Origin of the sequence: Ehrlichia ruminantium str. Welgevonden (assembly GCF_000026005.1) — a bacterium.
In the GTDB taxonomy this organism is placed as follows: domain Bacteria; phylum Pseudomonadota; class Alphaproteobacteria; order Rickettsiales; family Anaplasmataceae; genus Ehrlichia; species Ehrlichia ruminantium.
Window position 1 is genome coordinate 336,159 of sequence record NC_005295.2, and the last position, 17,416, is coordinate 353,574.

The window sequence follows — 17,416 nt, forward strand, 5'->3', positions numbered from 1 at the left end:
AGGAAAGGTAGATGTAATATATAATAAATTTATTTTATATCAAGTGTGTGTGTTAGTTATGTATATAATTATTGATAATAGAATAAGAAGAATATATTTAAGGTTAAGAGAAAAACATTTGTCTGGTATCCTAAATTAAGATTATATAGGTTCAAATGTGATGGTAAATGTATTTTAGTAATCTAAAAATAAGATATATATATTGTGATCTATTGATTTTATCAGTTGGTGGGTAATTAAGTATTGACTATGTAATTATAGATTTAAAAGTAGAAATAGAGATACTTATAAATAATGTGGGAAAAAATGTATATGATATTAGATATGTAAGCTATAATAAAAATAGCAATAAAGAGACTTCATATAATGTCAAAAAGGTAACATATGTAAGTAATTAATATATGATTATCAATATGAAAATTAAGTTAATATTATATAAACGTAAGTAAATATAGAGACTTTAATATTGTAGGGAAAATATATTGTATAATTAGGAAATATGTTAGTGTTAATAATATAAATTAAGGTAATAAGAAAAAGTACTTATGCAGTATGGTAGAATACATATTAATTATACAGATTTTTGTAATTTAATAACAATGTCTCTATCATAAGATATATTGGCATGTTATAAGATATTCTAAAATTCTATACTTTATTCTTACTATTAATCGTGTAAAAAAATAGGCTAATTTAACTTATGAAAATATATAATGTATTATAAGATGCAGATTAACTAGGGAAAATGCTGATAAAAATATAGTATTTTGAATTTATTTGTGAATAATTGTTTTAGTAGAAATTGGCTATAATTCTTCAGTAGATCATTATATGTAATGATTAAGATGTTCAATAAAATATGAAATGAAGGAGAGTATAACTGATAAAATAAAGAAGTCATGTAGTTTATTGATTGTGGGATAACATTTTTTTAGAATGGATTTAGGAAATGTTAGCAATGTTTATTCGTGGTGCCTATTTGTGTATGTAAAATGTAGCATGTGTTAGGTGTATATATTAAGGGCAAAATTATTAATTTATAGTAATGTTATATTGAATGGTAGCAATCTGAATTGGGTTCTAATGGACTAGAATTGCAAAAAAATGTACCTACAAATATCCTGTCACTGATGTATTAGATATTCTGTGAATTCCAATAAAGTTAGTATTAAAAAAAATATTAAACACAGATTTGCGATTAATGATTTTAAAATTATCTGGATTTGTGGTATTTATCTTTTTGTATAAGTAAGTAATATTATACCATTTTTTTAAGGCACAGCTAGTACAACTGCTATAGTAGATAGACTTTCCGTATTATTAGAAATGTGTTGTACAATGTTTTAGACAAGAGTGATGATGTTATAATTTTTGTGATCTTGTTCTTAAGTATTGTGATTGTAATGTTTTTTTCAATTATAAATATCTTGTATATTAGGGAGTTGTTCAAATTTAACAAATAAAGTGTTATGGTTACTAATTATTGTGTTTTTTGTTAATATTTACCTTAAAATAATTGCTCAATTATTATTGTTGAATTAAGTAATAATTTTGCTGGCAGTTATACTTCTTATTTATGTAATTATGCTAAATACTAATTAAGCTTTTTGGTAAATTAATGCTTGAAAATTTATATATATCATAATATTTAAAAAAGTGTATTTTCTATGGTAATATTTAGTTTTAGATCGTATTATTGGCAATTGTAATAATCTATAGTGTTATGTATTACATTTTGTATGTGTATTTAATATATGGTTTATTACTATATGTAATGTATGGGTGAGTTTTATTATGAAATGGACTGATATTGAAAGTATAGCTATTTCTTTAGAAGAAAATTATCCGGAACAGGATATATTTTATACTAGGTTTACAGATTTGCGATTAATGATTTTAAAATTACCTGGATTTGATGATGATGATCATGGGTGTAATGAAAAAATCCTTGAATCAATACAGCTTGCATGGAATGAAGAGCGTAATAAATAAATATATATATATATGCTCACTATTTATAATCATTATTTCTAAGTATTTTTTTGTGTATAAGTTAATTAAAACTTCTAAGTAGATGTTTGATTATATATAAAGGTTAGTTCTTGCTTAAAGTTGGGAATTACTATAACTTTTATAGTGGTATTATTCTTTAAAACCATTGTACCGTGATATGGTTCTGTAATCTGTTTAAAGATTTCATATTGTTCTTGTTTAATAAATTCGAATTTATCTTTATCTAAGAGTTTACTTTCTTTGTATATTTTATGAAAAATACTTAGGTAATTTGGGTGAGTGTCTAACCATGAAGGGTTTAGGTGCCAAAATTTTATGAATATTTCGTTATAGAATATAATCGAGCTATCTCTGTTATAAATAGCTATTGGATTGGGTAAGTTATTTAGTAAATTTTTCTGTAGTGTAGTATAATTGTTTAGTTCTTGGGTAAAGTAACTTATTCGTGTTATATCTTCTCCATATCCAATAAACTCTGTAGAATTTTTTATGGGTATTTCTACCATATTGTATAATTTTCTTTCATTATTAATTATAGCATATTGTACTTTTTGACTGATTTTGTTATTTTTTATATTAGAATTTTCGTTTTGCTGAATTTCTGAATTAATATTATTTTTTATCAATTCTATATACAATGAATTGTGAGCTTTTATTTTTAAATCTTTGTCTTTTTTCCATAGTGGATATGGTAAGTTATTTAATATATCTGTATAATTTATTAAATTTTCTTTTAGCCTTGCATTTTCGTACTCTAAGCTTACTATTGAAAGTTTATAATTTGTTATATTTTGTACCCAAAGTAATACACCAATTATTTGTCCATTATTGTCAACTATGCTTTGCCCATAGCATGAGCAATAAATTTCTGTTTCTTGTCCCTTAAGATCCATAGTAAACGATTTATTGACTTTTTTTGCTTCTGTGAACTCTTTTTGTAATTCTTGGGATTCTTCAAAAAAATCAGCAAATTCGTCGAAAGAATAAAAAACTGTATTTAGTAAAATTTGTAAATTGGTGGAGAATTTTTCAATACGTCGTTTTTCATCCCATAAGTAAAAACCATCTCCTAGTGTTGATAGTAAACTGTTAATAAGATTGTTATTGTGTTTTAAAGTACATATGTCAGCATTGGCCCTATAATATGCGTTAATTAATAATCCTAAAACAAATATTAATAGAAAAATAGTAATGTAAATAAACATAATACGTTATTGTTAGTATAATTTTGCAAATCTCTTAAATTAAGGATGTATATAACGACAAATTACCTAGCATTTTAAATCCTAATCTTCTGTAGAGATTTACAGAAGGTTTCATACACTGAGCAATGGCATATTTACAGGCATATTCTTTTTTTGCAATTTTAATTCTTTCTAATACCATTTGACTTGCTATTCCCTGATTACGATATTCTGGAAGTATACCATCGCTGTAAAACCCAACAACTTTATCTTGAACATACATACCACATATACCTACCTTAACATTATTATATTTTACTAAGAAAAATTTAATTCTAGGATCAATGATATCGTAATAGTTAGCCAATCCCTTAAAAAAGGTTCTAACTTCTCCAGGAGCACTGTGAAATACACGTAAGGCTATATTATCTAATTCAAGTAATTTTGCTTCATTATCTACTAAATCTAGTGTAATAGGTAAATTTGGTATGTTTGGTATAATGTAGTTTTCGATGTTGACTATGGCTTTTTTGGGAAAGCTAACACCTACCACTCCTAATTTTTCAAGTGTTGACTTAAGCTTTTTCATATGCGAATCTACTGCCCATGTAACTTCTGTCCTCCTTTGTTTTAGAAACTCTAAGACCTCTATTATAGCTTCTTCATTGCAGTCAGTTGTTGTAGTATCATGAAATGCGAAATTTAATAGCGAGCTGTGTTGATTATTTAGAATTAATATTATATTTTCAAAATTATGGCTTTCTAACTTAGATATTTTTACTACATATGTAAAATAGTTTTTCAAATTATCTATTACCAAAGAAGAAATATGAGAATTTTCCACCTAACTACCTACTTGAGTAATAATGAATATAGTACATACAGAAGACATGATACCTGCAAGTATATCATCTAGTATTATACCAAAAGTGCCAGGTATACGCTCAATAACATTTATAGGCCATATTTTTGTGATATCAAATGCTCTGAAGAATATAAAACTGATACTAAATATACTAAAATAATATAATATATACGAAGTACAAAATGTTGCAGGTATATAATTATAATACCTAAAAAAGATAATAGGAATGGTAAATGCTATGAGTTGCCCTATGACTTCATCAATAACAACTTCTTGTGGGTCAATAACATCAGGATAATCAACTAAATACCTTGAAGTTGCAAGTAATCCTATTATTAATACTAGTGTTAGTAGTAGCATACCAATTAAGTTGTTAAAAACTATAGCAGGAGCAAGTAATATTGTTGCTAAACTAGCAACAGTTCCAGGGGCTTTACTTATATTACCACAACCAAACCATGTAGCTATTATTGTATATACTTGCACATTACCTCTACGTAAACAAAATCACTTTAATCTTGTGATTATGGTTAATAAAGTGCATTACGAACTCATATATTAAATTATCAAATCCACTATTATAACCATGTGAATACTAATTAAATATTTACTTATGTTTTAACCAATAGTCATTTACATTGTACTTATAACAAGGGGCAGAGCTTTCTGTTGCATGAACACAAGGACTTCTTATTCTACGTTCTCTTTTTGAAAACATTGAACACCCAGACACAGCACACATTAACATTATAAGAAACAGTACTTGTAACAATCTCATGTAATACCCTTGACAGTTATAGTGTAAACCACATATTTGTGGTGCTACTAACCTAACAACTCTGTATTGTATGATTGATAGTATAAACAGTCAAGACCCACTATCTTAAAAAAATATGAAATATACTATATTTTTATATAATTAAAGAGATGAAGAAAAAAAAGACGATATATAATTGATGAATATCGCTCTAAAATAGTCAATCCTTATGTAGCAGCTTCTAAATGATTAAGTAAGTTATTATCCTAGATTTGAGTTTGACAACTTTTTAATAGAAGGTTAATCTTTGCTGTGTAAAGTCCCGTAGCTCAGTTGGGAGAGCAACTGACTCTTAATCAGTGGGTCGTGTGTTCGAATCACATCGGGACTACTTGAATTAAGAAACTGCTAATGTGATTATGAAAATAGTAGTTAGAAGAAGTCGTGTTTTATTTGTAAACCATGGCTTATTATACATATATATAATAATTTTATTCAATAATAAAGCCTTGAGTATTATGCCATTAATGCCTATAATTATAGCTAGTTGTTTTTTAATTTATTATACAGTGTTTTTTTTAGAGCGGATATGGCGAAATTGGTAGACGTACTAGGTTTAGGTCCTAGCGAGGCAGCTCATGGGGGTTCAAGTCCCTCTATCCGCACTTTGGTGGTCGTGCAGGGTATAGTGGTATGCTGAGTAATTATGTAGTTAAGGAAATTTTAAATGATAATAAGTTAAAACGTGAGTATGAATTTACTATTGATAATAAGTATTTTTTTAGTCAGTTAGATGCTAAGTTATTGGAAATTGCCAAAAATGTGAAAATACCTGGATTTAGAGCTGGTAAAGCTTCAATTGATTTAATTAAAAAGGAATATTTAAATAATGCGGTAAATACTTTAATTAGGAAAATCGTTGAAGATACATCTTCTGAATTTATAAAGAATGGTAAATTTGGAGAAATTATATCATCAAATGTTTCTATTATTTCCTGTCCTGATTATGGGATGGATGTTAGTAGTACAAGTGGTGATCCAGTAGGGGATAATCTTGTATATAAGCTTAGTTTTGAAGTAATGCCAGAAGCTCCATTAATAGCTCTTGATGATATAGTTCTTAGTGATATTGAGGCAGATATTCAGGATTCTGATATTAGTGAGTTTATAGAAAATTTGAAAAAGCAGTGTTCTGAATTTGTTGAAGTATCTGATTCAGAATATAGAGTTAAGATAGGTGATAAGGTAATTGTTGATTATCAGAATAGAATCAAAGGTAAGATGTTAAAAGGTGGTGATACTAAAGATCTTGCTGTAATTGTAGGGCGTGGTTTAGTTCTAAAAGATTTTGAAGATCAATTGATAGGAATGAAGATTGGAGAAAGTAAAAGTTTTCCTATACAGTTTCCTGATAATTATGGTGTTGCATATCTTGTAGGAAAGAGTGCTGATGTGTCAGTGACTGTGAAGAATATATTTATGATGAAAGCAGTTGAGGAAAATGAAAATGTCATAAAATATTATCAATTTAAGGATGAACAAGCATTAAAAGATTTTGCTAGAAATAAAATAAAACAACAATTTGATAAGATAAGTTTTGCGATAGTTAAAAAAGAATTATTTGATTATTTAGATAAAACTTATTCTATTGATGTTCCAGAGTGTGTTGTTACTCAGGAAATAAACAAGATTAATCAGGAAATACAAGATAGTGCTGGAACAGTACAAGTTGATGTAAAAGCTGAAGCAATGAAACGTGTAAAGCTTGGTATCCTATTGGTAAAGATGTCGCGTCATCATAACATTTCTATAAATAAGGATGATGTTTTTAGCTTTATAAATACTTATTATTCTGATTATGGAATTAATCTTAATGATGTGTTGAGAATGCTACAATCTAATAAGGATTTTGCGAATTATATTAGTGGGAAAGTACTTGAAGATAAGGTGATTAATTATATAATAAGGTTAGTCAAAAAAGATAAGAAAGTTATGACGACTCAAGAGCTTAACCTTATGCTTGAGAATATGTGATAAGTAGTATTAATTGACATAACGTTTATTGTAAGTTGTGGTATGAGTAAGGAGAAATCTATATGACTTTAGTACCTATGGTGGTTGAGCAGACAAGTCGTGGTGAGCGTGCCTATGATATATATTCTCGGTTGCTAAAAGAGCGTATTATTTTTATAACTGGGCCAATAGAAGACCAGATGGCAAGTCTAGTGGTTGCTCAGCTTATATTTTTGGAAGCAGAAAATCCAGAAAAAGATATATCTATGTATATTAATTCTCCAGGAGGTGTTGTTACTGCTGGTTTGTCTATATATGATACTATGCAATATGTAAAACCAAGAATTGCTACGTTGTGTTTAGGACAAGCAGCTTCTATGGGGTCATTATTATTAGCTGCTGGTGAAAAAGGAATGCGTTGCGCTCTTCCCAATTCTAGAATTATGATACATCAACCTTCAGGTGGTTTTCAAGGACAGGCAACTGATATAGAAATACATGCTAAGGAAATATTAAATATAAAAAGTAGGCTTAATTATATCTACGTAAAGCATACAGGTAGAGAGTTATCAGAAGTTGTAGCAAGTATGGAAAGGGATAATTTTATGTCTGCTGATAGCGCGCAAGATTTTGGTATTATTGATAAAGTTATAGAAAAACGTCTTGATATTGATGTGTAATAATTAGGATTGGGTAAATATGGCAGATAATGATAAAAATTCTTGTAGCTGTTCTTTCTGTGGGAAGGTACATAGTGAGGTACGTAAATTAATAGCTGGGCCATCAGTTTTTATTTGTAATGAGTGTATAGATTTATGTAGTGGTATATTACAAGAAGAAGGTAGCTCCTATAAGAAGGGTGATACTCTCGATTTAAAACCAAAAGAGATCAAGAAGGTACTTGATGAATATGTGATAGGCCAGGAACATTCGAAAAAGGTATTGTCGGTTGCTGTGTATAATCATTATAAGCGTTTATCTAATTCTGGTATTATCAGTGATGTTGAAATTTCAAAATCTAATGTCTTATTGATTGGTCCAACTGGATCGGGAAAGACATTGTTAGCTCGTACCTTAGCTAGAGTTTTACAAGTTCCTTTTGCTATGGCTGATGCTACCACTTTAACGGAAGCTGGATACGTTGGTGAAGATGTAGAGAGCATATTGTTAAAGTTATTACAAGCAGCTAATTTTAATGTAGAGGCTGCGCAACGTGGTATCATATATATTGATGAAGTAGACAAAATATCTAGAAAATCTGAGAATGCATCTATTACTCGTGATGTGTCAGGTGAAGGAGTGCAACAGGCTTTACTCAAAGTTATTGAAGGTACAGTCTCATCTGTTCCGCCTCAAGGTGGAAGGAAACATCCACATCAAGAATTTATACAGATAAATACTGATAATATTTTGTTTATATTTGGTGGAGCATTTGATGGTTTGGAAAAAATTATAGAGTCTCGTCATCAAGGTAGTAATATGGGATTTGAAGCTAATGTACAAAAAGCTTCAAAAGATAAAGATATTTTTTGCTATACTGAACCGGAAGATTTAGTTAAGTTTGGTCTAATACCAGAATTTGTTGGTAGGATACCTGTTATTACATCTTTGGGAGAATTAGATGAAGCTACTTTATGTCGTATTTTGGTTGAACCAAAAAATTCTTTGGTAAAACAGTATAAGAAACTTTTTGAAATGGATAATATAAATCTTGAATTTGATGATAGTGCATTATCAGAAATTGCGAGAAAAGCTGCTGTAAGAAAAGCTGGGGCTAGAGGGTTAAGAGCAATTTTAGAAAATTTACTACTTGATTTGATGTTTGAAACTCCAGGAACTTTTAATGTTGATCAGATAGTAATTAGTAAGCAAATGGTTGAAGAATCGATGGTGAATTCGCGGTTGTTTTTGAAACATTGAGGGTATTATATGAAAAATAAAGCTTTGCTACCAGTACTCACTTTACGTGATACTATAGTGTTTCCTCAAGTAGTGATACCATTGTTTGTTGGGAGAGAAAAGTCTATTAATGCGCTAGAATATGCTGCTCAGCATAATAATTATAAAATTTTATTATTAACTCAAATAGATGGTTCTGTTGATAACCCTACTGCTGATGAGTTATATAAGGTAGGTACAGTAGCAGATATTGTACAATTATTAAAACTTCCTGATGGTGCTGTAAAAATACTTATTAAAGGAGAAAGTAGAGCTAAAGTAGTAAAGCTTATTGATGATAAAATGTTTTTTAAAGCTCAAGTATCAATTGTCTGTAGAGATGCAGCTTTAGTTGTAGATGATAAACTTGAAGCTTTAAAAAGATCTGTCATAAGTGAGTTTGATTCTTGGAATAAGTTAAGTAAGAAAATACAAGCAGAAGCTGCATCATCTATTTACGATATGAAAGAATTAAGTAGTTTAGCAGATATTATAGCATCACATTTAGGTATAAAAGTTTCAGAAAAGCAACTTATTCTTGAAACTTTTAATATTGTTAAAAGATTGGAAAAAGTATACGACTTTTTAAAGTTAGAGATAAGTGTATTAAATGCACAGAAAAAAATTCGTAATCGTGTAAAGTCTCAAATTGAAACAACTCAAAGAGTTTATTATTTGAATGAACAACTGAAAGCTATACAAAAAGAATTAGAAGAAAGTGATGGTAGTACTGTTGATATAGATTCTGCTAGTGAATTTGAAAAGAAAATAAATGCAACAGCTTTGTCTGATGAAGCTAAGGATCGTCTTATGACAGACTTAAAGAGATATAAGAAGATGAATTTTATGTCTCCAGAAGCTAATATAATATCTAGTTATCTTCATTGGGTACTTGATCTTCCATGGGGAAAGTATTCAGATGCAAAGATTAATATGAATAGTTCTCTTAAGATTTTAGATAATAATCATTATGGAATGAGTAAAATTAAAGAGAGAATATTAGAGTTTTTAGCTGTCTTAAAACGTATTAAAAAACCCAAAGGTCCAATATTATGTTTGGTAGGACCTCCTGGTGTAGGTAAAACTTCGTTAGCTAGGTCAATTGCTGAAGCTACAGGTAGAAATTTTGTTCATGTTTCTTTGGGTGGGATACATGATGAATCAGAAATAAGAGGTCATCGTAGGACTTATGTTGGGGCGATGCCAGGTAAGATAATTAAGCAAATGAAAAAGGCAAAAACATCAAATCCTTTATTTCTTTTAGATGAGATAGATAAGATAGGTTCAGACTTTCGTGGTGATCCCACTGCTGCGTTACTTGAGGTTTTAGATTCGGAACATAATAAGCATTTTGTAGATCATTATATAGAAGTGGAATTTGATCTTTCAAATGTTATGTTTATTGCAACAGCTAATACTTTAAATTTAAGTAAGCCACTGATTGATCGTATGGAAATAATAAATATATCTGGATACACAGAAGATGAAAAATTGGAAATAGCTAGAGCACATTTAATCCCTAAATTATATAAGGATCATGGTTTACAGGAAAAAGAATGGAGTATTTCTGATGAAGCAATATATCATTTGATAAGGTTTTATACCAGGGAGAGTGGTGTTCGTAGTTTTAAGAGAGAACTTGCTAGTCTTATGAGAAAGGCAGTTAAAGAGGTTTTAGTTGAAAAAGTTAAAAGCATCCATATTGATATGGATAATATAGAAAAGTATGCTGGAGTACGTAAATTTAGTTTTGGTATAATTGAAAAAGAAGACTTAGTTGGTATGGTGACAGGGTTGGCATATACTGATACTGGAGGAGATATTTTAACTATAGAATCAGTATTAATGCCTGGAAAAGGAGAAGTAAAATATACTGGTAAATTAGGTGAAATAATGCAAGAATCTGTTAAAGCTGCATATAGTTATGTGCGTTCTAGGTGTACAAGTTTTGGCATAAATCCTAAGAGATTTATAGAAAATGATATACATGTGCATGTACCAGAAGGTGCAGTTCCTAAGGATGGTCCATCAGCTGGGATAGCTATGTGTACTTCAATTGTATCATTAATGACTAATATACCTGTTAAGAAAACTGTTGCTATGACTGGAGAAGTGACATTGAGAGGTAGAGTACTTGCTATTGGTGGTTTGCGTGAAAAATTATTAGCTGCATTGCGTAGCGGTATAAAGACTGTAGTGTTACCTTCTAGGAATGAAAAAGATATTGTGGAAATTCCAGATAACATTAAATCGGGATTGGAGTTAGTTTTTGTTTCTAATGTTGATGAAGTAATTAGTGCAGCATTGACTAGACAGATTGTAGATGTAATGAAACAAGATCATATTGTAACACAAGATATTGTTGAGGTTGATGATCTTGATGCAGTGCAACACTAAACTTATTTTTTTGTAGTGTGTTACTGTATTTTCTTAATATGGTTTTTTAGCATGTTATAGTATTAATATTTTTTTCTCAATGTAATTGTGTATGTAACATTACATTTTTAGAGATAACATATATACAAATAGTATTAATCAATATGGAAAGTAAATCATTATAAAAACATTTGTGGTAGCTTAATTTTTTGTTAACTATCGTTTTATATAATGACGGTTGTTTTATAATAGAAATATGTATAGCTATATATTGTTATAATTTGTATTCTTTATTACGTATCTTTTATTATCAAGAGTAGTATGATATTCCTACGTATTTTAATTTAATGGTATCTAGGTTAACGTATGTACTGTATTAAATTAATATAAGGTTTATATATATATAATATTTAGCTTATTTATATTTTATAAATAAGCACTTTATATATTAGTGTGTAATAGTGTAAAAGTAGCGTTTTTGTTGATTATTTTTTAGTATTTCCTTGTAATAAGACTATTTTACTTTAAGTAAACATTATTATGTACTTATAGTATCTCTTGGTGGAATTGTAATTCTGTATGACAAAAATCATAGAGCTATTGTAATATATATTATTACTCTAGGGTAGTATATGATGTTTATCATATATATGAATTATATGTAGTTTTTTTATTTTAATCATTATTGAATATAAATATCATAAGATTGGCTTATAATTATTTATGTGTTATCAGTATTTTTTCATAATAAAATTATTTTTTGCTCTTAGTTAAGATTGTATGTTGAATGCTTTTAGTATGTTCTTTTCAACTCTTGTTCAATATTATTAAAAAGCTATGTGGATAGTTGTATTAGTGATAATGTTTTGTTTTTATCTTCTAATAAATAAGCATTATGTTAATTAGTATGTGTTAATATTGAAACTGTATCTCTTTTTTGTGAAAGTTTTGTATAGATGATTTTAGTAAATATAGTAAGCTATGTATGTGTTTTCTATTATGCTGTTTAGTATATTGTGATGTTGTTTTATGAATAACTAATAATCTGATATTCAGTATAATGTTTGATAAAAATCACTCTGTAAATTTTGTTAATATTGTTTGCACTATAGTAGTCTTAACTTTTTATTGTAAATTGTTATTATGTGTGATACATAATATAACTTGTAATATGGTAATACCTGATGGGGCTGTAGCTCAGTTGGTTAGAGCAGGTCGCTCATAACGACAAGGTCGTAGGTTCAAGTCCTACCTGCCCCACTCTTACTCATGGTATCTTTGTGTAGTAATTATGTGTAAATATTAATACGTATAGTGGTGCTACTATTTTTAAATAGTATTTCTTATAAATTTGTTAAATAATTTAACTATAGAAAACGCTACGTTAGCATTGATTATATATATGTTTTCATTTTACTGTTATATATCATATAGTATTTGTGTAGCAATTTAAGATTATTCTAATATTAGTGATATGTTTAAAATTGTTCCTTGACTTTATAAGTTGTAGCATACGTATGTATTATAATACTTTCATCACCAATAAATACTAAGCAAATTATTACTGTATTGTTTTTGTGTTGTAGTAATATTATAGGTTTGAAGACAACAGTATCTTGAGCATACGTAATAAAATATGAGTTTTAGAATATTCATTATTTCCTTGTATGTTTAAGTATTTGATTACGAATTTTGTGTTATAACTCTCATAAATGTTTAAGCTTAGTGTTTATCTCATATAATCACTAAAGGTTATGTGTTTGTTTTAAGTGACTTTAAGCATATTTTTTTACCTTGTACTAATTAATATGTTATTAGTAAAATATGCATTTTAAATACGTAATATGGATACAATATTAATCAAACTTGAAAATGTAAGTTATTATTTATATATTCTAAATATTTAGTTACAAGTTTTATACTAAAAGTATTATAGGCTGATGTATATATATGTATACAACTTATACATTTTAAATATTATATATTTAGTATTTTGTAGTGATTGTTAAGGATATTATTCTATGTTGCTACAATCAAGAGTATTTCTTTTACTTGTGTATAAAATAGTACATACATTTTAAATGCATAATATAGGTATAATGTTAAACACTTGTTAAAATGTAAATTATATTAGGAATATTATAAATTCACAATAGTGCAGTATAATCTTAGTATATTATGTGAATTTAGTACTTTCTTAATAAATGTTTAGATGTAATTTCTTTTTTGGTAGAGATGAGTATCTTTTTTTACTTTATATAATTTTACTTTATATAAATGTAATGCTATAGGATTAATGGTATATATGTTTTAAATACTTAATTTAGATACAACATTAATCAATTTTAAAAATGAGAGATTCTTTTTATATTTTTATAGATATTTATAAAAAGTTATAAAGTAATTTTCTGTATTTAGCATATCAAAATTTATATAATGCTTTCAAATTTTCAATTTTATGTATTTAGATTTATTTATTGACAGATTAACAAGTATCAAGCTTGCTTTATTGGTAGATTTGGTATACATATGCTTATATGTAACTGAGGTATTTAGTTATTATGAGAATAATATTTATGGGGTCTCCAGAATTTTCTGTAGTTGCACTTTCATCTATTTTAAACAATACAGAACATAAGATAGTTGGTGTTTATACAAGAGTGCCTAAACCTGCTGGTAGGGGTAAAGTACTTACTAAAACTCCTATTCATACTGTTGCTGAGATGCATGGTTTAACAGTTTATACTCCGAAATCTTTAAAACGTATTGAAGAACAGGATAGGATTAAAGAGTTAAATCCTGATGTTATTGTTGTAGTTGCATATGGTTTAATTATTCCAAAGGAGGTATTATCTATACCTAAATACGGATGTATAAATATTCATCCTTCATTGTTGCCACGATGGCGTGGAGCAGCTCCAATACATTATGCAATTCTGCATGGTGATAGTCAAACTGGAGTGACGATTATGCAGATGAATGAAGGTTGGGATGAAGGTGATATTCTATTACAAAAAAAATTGTCAATAGATGAACAGGATAATATTGAAACTCTAAGTAGTAAGTTGTCTAATTTGGGTGGGGCAATGTTGGTAGAGGTATTAAATAATATAGATAATTTAGTACCTGTTGCACAAAATGAAGATAATGCAACTTATACAAACAAAATAGAGGATTTTCATATAGATATTAATGAAACTGCTGAAGTTGCTTGTAGACGAATTAGAGCTTTATACCCTAGGGCATTTGTATTTTTTAATGGTAAAAGATTAAGAATATTACAAGCAAGTTATTATTATGATGATAATATAAGTAGCCTAAAACCTAGTAGCATTCTTAACTCTGGTATGCATATAAAATGTAAAGGTAATACAATATTAGTTCCTCTTGTAGTACAGATGGAAGGTAAGACTTTATGTAGTATTAAAGATTTTGTTTGTGGTTATAATGTTAAGGATTATTCAATTACTTAATAGTTTATAAAAAATATAAGAAAATATTCTTGAATATACAATAAAGATATAGATGATTTATAGGTTTTAGTTTCTATAGTTTAATGTAGTGTTGTTTGTATTTTATAACAATAAATATGGTGTTCTATTATTTGGTAATTTATCTTAGTATCAGTTAATTATTAATCTTCTTAACAGTATCAATTAGAAGTATTTATAGCTTTATTACATGTCTTACTTAAATTTTGTATGTAAAAATATGTATATATCTTTCTATCTAGGTTTAACTGTTTTTATTCTAGAATAGTTGAGAATTATGTGGGTTTAGTTAACCGTGCTTAATTGACAGTATTGTTTTTATAAAATATATTAAAAATATTGGAAAACAAGAGAAATTCAGTATGGGATACGTTGTTTCAACTTTTTATCGTTTTGTACATTTGTCTAATTATTATGATATACGCCCTGTATTGAAAGAATTTTGTGTACAGAACAATATTAAAGGTACTATAATTTTAGCTGAACAAGGTATTAATGCTACAATAGCTGGTAGTCAAAATTCCTTAGATAAATTTTTTTCTTTTTTAGATTTGGATAGTAGGTTGTGTAATCTTCAGTATCATAAAAGCTTTTCTAGATGTAATCCATTTTCTAAAATGAAAGTAAAGTTGAGGAAAGAGTTAGTATGCTTAGGTATTGAAGATTTTGATGATTCTGTAGGTGGTGAATATATTGATCCAGAGAATTGGGATAATTTTATTTCTAGGTCTGATGTTTATACTATAGATACTAGAAATTCTTATGAAATTAATTTTGGAAAGTTTAAAAATTCGATAAATCCGGAAACAAATTGTTTTCGTGATTTTCCAGATTGGGCTATATCTTGGGCAAAGAATAAAATTGATGACGACCCTATTATAGCGATGTATTGTACTGGTGGTATACGGTGTGAAAAATCTACTGCCTTTATGAAAGATTTAGGATTTAGTAAAGTATATCATTTAAAAGGGGGAATTCTCGAATATTTTAAAAGTACTGGTAATATAAATAATCTTTGGGAAGGATACTGTTTTACTTTTGATGATAGAATTATCGTTGATGATAAATTAGTTCCCGGAGATGTAAAATGTATATTATGTGGTGCTCATGTAATGTTGGAAGATATGAAATCAATATCCCGAGGTCATGTATTATGTTTTAGCTGTAAGGATCATGTATAACTATTCGTTTAATACTCAGTCTGTTTTTAAATATGAGGAAATATTAGTAATGTTATGAATTGGCTTTTTAGCAAGGTGTGTTACATGAAGTAATGATGTTATTAGGATATATAAGTTGCTAGTTTGATATAATTTAATATTAATGGGTCTTTTTAATTATTAGATGTTATAGTGTTTTAAAATAAGTATAAATGTAAGATCATTTTTAGGGATAATGCTACTGTATTTAATAATGGCTATGAAATAATACTGATGTAGTATTTTTTGAATAAAGAATATGTAACTAATGAATATAATATCTACTCGTTATTTTTTGAGCCTCATAGAATAAAGTGTTATATATGTCAAACATTTTAGTAAAAAAATTTATCCTAAAATTTATTTATTTTATAAATTTTATGTGCATATACTTGAAGTAAAGCAATTTTTTGCAGATTTTATTTTGTATCATTCATATATATTTTATGAGCAATCCTGTTGTTTTAAATTTACATTTAATATCTGACTCTACGTGTGAAACTGTTGCTGCTGTTGCAAGATCTGCACTTGAGCATTTTAAGTCTGTAGAAGTTAATGAATTTGTGTGGTCTTGTATTAATAGTTACGAGCAAATAGATAAAATTATGTTAACAATTGAGAAGGATAAATATAATTTTATTATGTATACAATGTTTGATGATGATATCAGAAAATATTTAAAACAGAAAGCAGGAATACATGAAATACCATGTATTCCTATATTATCGCATGTTATTAGGGAAATTTCTTGTTATTTAAATATAAAAAAGGATCCATATATTAATACTAGTATTGGATTGGATGATGAATATTTTACTCGTATTGATGCGATTAATTATACTATTGCTCATGATGATGGACAGAATCTTTGGGATATAGATCAGGCTGATATAATTATTTTAGGTGTCTCTAGGACTTCAAAGTCTCCTACTAGTATATACTTAGCTTATCGTGGATATAGGGTAGTGAATATACCTTTAATAAATTCTATAGAATTATCTGTAGATTTGTCAAAAATGAAGAATAAGCTTATTGTAGGTTTAACAATTGACATTGATAGGTTAATAGAAATACGAAGAGCAAGACTAGTTTCAATGAAAAATCAGAATAATTATGGATATGTTGATTATGAACATGTATTAATGGAGATTAGAGAAACAAAAAAAATATGTGCTAAAAATGGATGGCCAATTATAGATGTGACACAAAAATCTGTTGAAGAAATAGCGGCAACGATTATACAATATTTCACTAAAATGCAACATTAAGAGGATATCTTCACCTAGATGATAGATGACCAATGTTTTTATACGTTATTGTTATAATACGTAGTTACTTTATAAGTAATGTTATCTTAAGCCTGTTATATGAAGAAGTTTGTTGTTGATATTTCTAATACAAAATGTTGTCATGTATATAGATGTATTATCAGAATATTATAACAGTTAATATGTTTGTAATGTTGTTGATGAGAATAATGAAAACCAGTGTACTATATAATATTATCTTTATTATATAAATAAATTTTGTGAACGTATTATTATGTTAATTTGCAAATACAATGTAAGTGTGTAAAGTAG

Annotated in this window: 12 protein-coding genes and 3 tRNA genes; 11 read left to right on the forward strand and 4 right to left on the reverse strand. The window is 27.8% G+C overall.

The window, feature by feature from the left end; all coding sequences use genetic code 11:
* The first annotated feature begins 1,794 nt into the window (after positions 1-1,794).
* Positions 1,795-1,992, forward strand: coding sequence for a Fe-S cluster assembly protein IscX (gene iscX / locus ERUM_RS01080; RefSeq protein ID WP_044148613.1), 198 nt, complete (start codon positions 1,795-1,797; stop codon positions 1,990-1,992).
* A gap of 74 nt (positions 1,993-2,066) precedes the next feature.
* Here the strand turns inward: iscX and ERUM_RS01085 are convergent, their stop codons facing one another.
* The 4 genes from ERUM_RS01085 to ERUM_RS05050 all read right to left on the reverse strand — a co-directional run bounded on the left by ERUM_RS01085 (position 2,067) and on the right by ERUM_RS05050 (position 4,840).
* Positions 2,067-3,218 (reverse strand): hypothetical protein, encoded by a 1,152-nt coding sequence (locus tag ERUM_RS01085; RefSeq protein WP_011154882.1) that lies wholly within the window; start codon positions 3,216-3,218, stop codon positions 2,067-2,069.
* Positions 3,219-3,252: 34 nt separating this feature from the next.
* The gene (locus tag ERUM_RS01090) at positions 3,253-4,041 is read right to left on the reverse strand and encodes a GNAT family N-acetyltransferase (protein ID WP_011154883.1); all 789 of its coding nucleotides are present in this window, start codon (positions 4,039-4,041) and stop codon (positions 3,253-3,255) included.
* A complete protein-coding gene (locus tag ERUM_RS01095) occupies positions 4,042-4,548 on the reverse strand; it encodes a phosphatidylglycerophosphatase A family protein (protein ID WP_011154884.1) in 507 nt (168 codons plus the stop codon). It abuts the gene before it with no gap.
* Between the two features lie 121 nt (positions 4,549-4,669).
* The gene (locus tag ERUM_RS05050; RefSeq protein ID WP_155720566.1) at positions 4,670-4,840 is read right to left on the reverse strand and encodes a hypothetical protein; all 171 of its coding nucleotides are present in this window, start codon (positions 4,838-4,840) and stop codon (positions 4,670-4,672) included.
* A 297-nt stretch (positions 4,841-5,137) separates the two neighbouring features.
* Between ERUM_RS05050 and ERUM_RS01100 the strand changes: the two genes are divergently transcribed.
* The 10 genes from ERUM_RS01100 (at position 5,138) to ERUM_RS01145 (ending at position 17,104) form a co-directional block, all read left to right on the forward strand.
* Positions 5,138-5,210, forward strand: a tRNA-Lys gene (locus tag ERUM_RS01100).
* A 192-nt stretch (positions 5,211-5,402) separates the two neighbouring features.
* Positions 5,403-5,484, forward strand: a tRNA-Leu gene (locus tag ERUM_RS01105).
* Between the two features lie 28 nt (positions 5,485-5,512).
* Entirely contained in the window at positions 5,513-6,853 is a 1,341-nt protein-coding gene (tig, locus tag ERUM_RS01110) for a trigger factor (RefSeq protein WP_011154885.1), read from the forward strand.
* Positions 6,854-6,915: 62 nt separating this feature from the next.
* Positions 6,916-7,512 (forward strand): ATP-dependent Clp endopeptidase proteolytic subunit ClpP, encoded by a 597-nt coding sequence (gene clpP / locus ERUM_RS01115; protein WP_011154886.1) that lies wholly within the window; start codon positions 6,916-6,918, stop codon positions 7,510-7,512.
* A 19-nt stretch (positions 7,513-7,531) separates the two neighbouring features.
* Positions 7,532-8,752: an ATP-dependent Clp protease ATP-binding subunit ClpX gene (gene clpX / locus ERUM_RS01120; RefSeq protein ID WP_011154887.1), complete on the forward strand. Its 1,221-nt coding sequence runs from the start codon at positions 7,532-7,534 to the stop codon at positions 8,750-8,752.
* Positions 8,753-8,761: 9 nt separating this feature from the next.
* The gene (gene lon, locus ERUM_RS01125; protein ID WP_011154888.1) at positions 8,762-11,167 is read left to right on the forward strand and encodes an endopeptidase La; all 2,406 of its coding nucleotides are present in this window, start codon (positions 8,762-8,764) and stop codon (positions 11,165-11,167) included.
* Positions 11,168-12,332: 1,165 nt separating this feature from the next.
* Positions 12,333-12,406: transfer RNA gene (locus ERUM_RS01130), tRNA-Ile, on the forward strand.
* Positions 12,407-13,707: 1,301 nt separating this feature from the next.
* Positions 13,708-14,619 (forward strand): methionyl-tRNA formyltransferase, encoded by a 912-nt coding sequence (gene fmt, locus ERUM_RS01135; RefSeq protein ID WP_011154889.1) that lies wholly within the window; start codon positions 13,708-13,710, stop codon positions 14,617-14,619.
* Between the two features lie 380 nt (positions 14,620-14,999).
* On the forward strand, positions 15,000-15,818 hold the full coding sequence (trhO, locus tag ERUM_RS01140; protein ID WP_011154890.1) for an oxygen-dependent tRNA uridine(34) hydroxylase TrhO: 819 nt from the start codon (positions 15,000-15,002) through the stop codon (positions 15,816-15,818).
* A 464-nt stretch (positions 15,819-16,282) separates the two neighbouring features.
* Positions 16,283-17,104: a pyruvate, water dikinase regulatory protein gene (locus ERUM_RS01145; protein ID WP_044148616.1), complete on the forward strand. Its 822-nt coding sequence runs from the start codon at positions 16,283-16,285 to the stop codon at positions 17,102-17,104.
* The last annotated feature ends 312 nt before the right edge of the window (positions 17,105-17,416 follow it).

Excerpts from the sequence above, each read along its gene's own strand:
- iscX (WP_044148613.1), top strand. The coding sequence starts at position 1,795 with ATGAAATGGACTGATATTGAAAGTATAGCTATTTCTTTAGAAGAAAAT.
- ERUM_RS01085 (WP_011154882.1), bottom strand. The coding sequence starts at position 3,218 with ATGTTTATTTACATTACTATTTTTCTATTAATATTTGTTTTAGGATTA.
- ERUM_RS05050 (WP_155720566.1), bottom strand. The coding sequence starts at position 4,840 with ATGAGATTGTTACAAGTACTGTTTCTTATAATGTTAATGTGTGCTGTG.
- tig (WP_011154885.1), top strand. The coding sequence starts at position 5,513 with ATGCTGAGTAATTATGTAGTTAAGGAAATTTTAAATGATAATAAGTTA.
- clpP (WP_011154886.1), top strand. The coding sequence starts at position 6,916 with ATGACTTTAGTACCTATGGTGGTTGAGCAGACAAGTCGTGGTGAGCGT.
- clpX (WP_011154887.1), top strand. The coding sequence starts at position 7,532 with ATGGCAGATAATGATAAAAATTCTTGTAGCTGTTCTTTCTGTGGGAAG.
- lon (WP_011154888.1), top strand. The coding sequence starts at position 8,762 with ATGAAAAATAAAGCTTTGCTACCAGTACTCACTTTACGTGATACTATA.
- fmt (WP_011154889.1), top strand. The coding sequence starts at position 13,708 with ATGAGAATAATATTTATGGGGTCTCCAGAATTTTCTGTAGTTGCACTT.
- trhO (WP_011154890.1), top strand. The coding sequence starts at position 15,000 with ATGGGATACGTTGTTTCAACTTTTTATCGTTTTGTACATTTGTCTAAT.
- ERUM_RS01145 (WP_044148616.1), top strand. The coding sequence starts at position 16,283 with ATGAGCAATCCTGTTGTTTTAAATTTACATTTAATATCTGACTCTACG.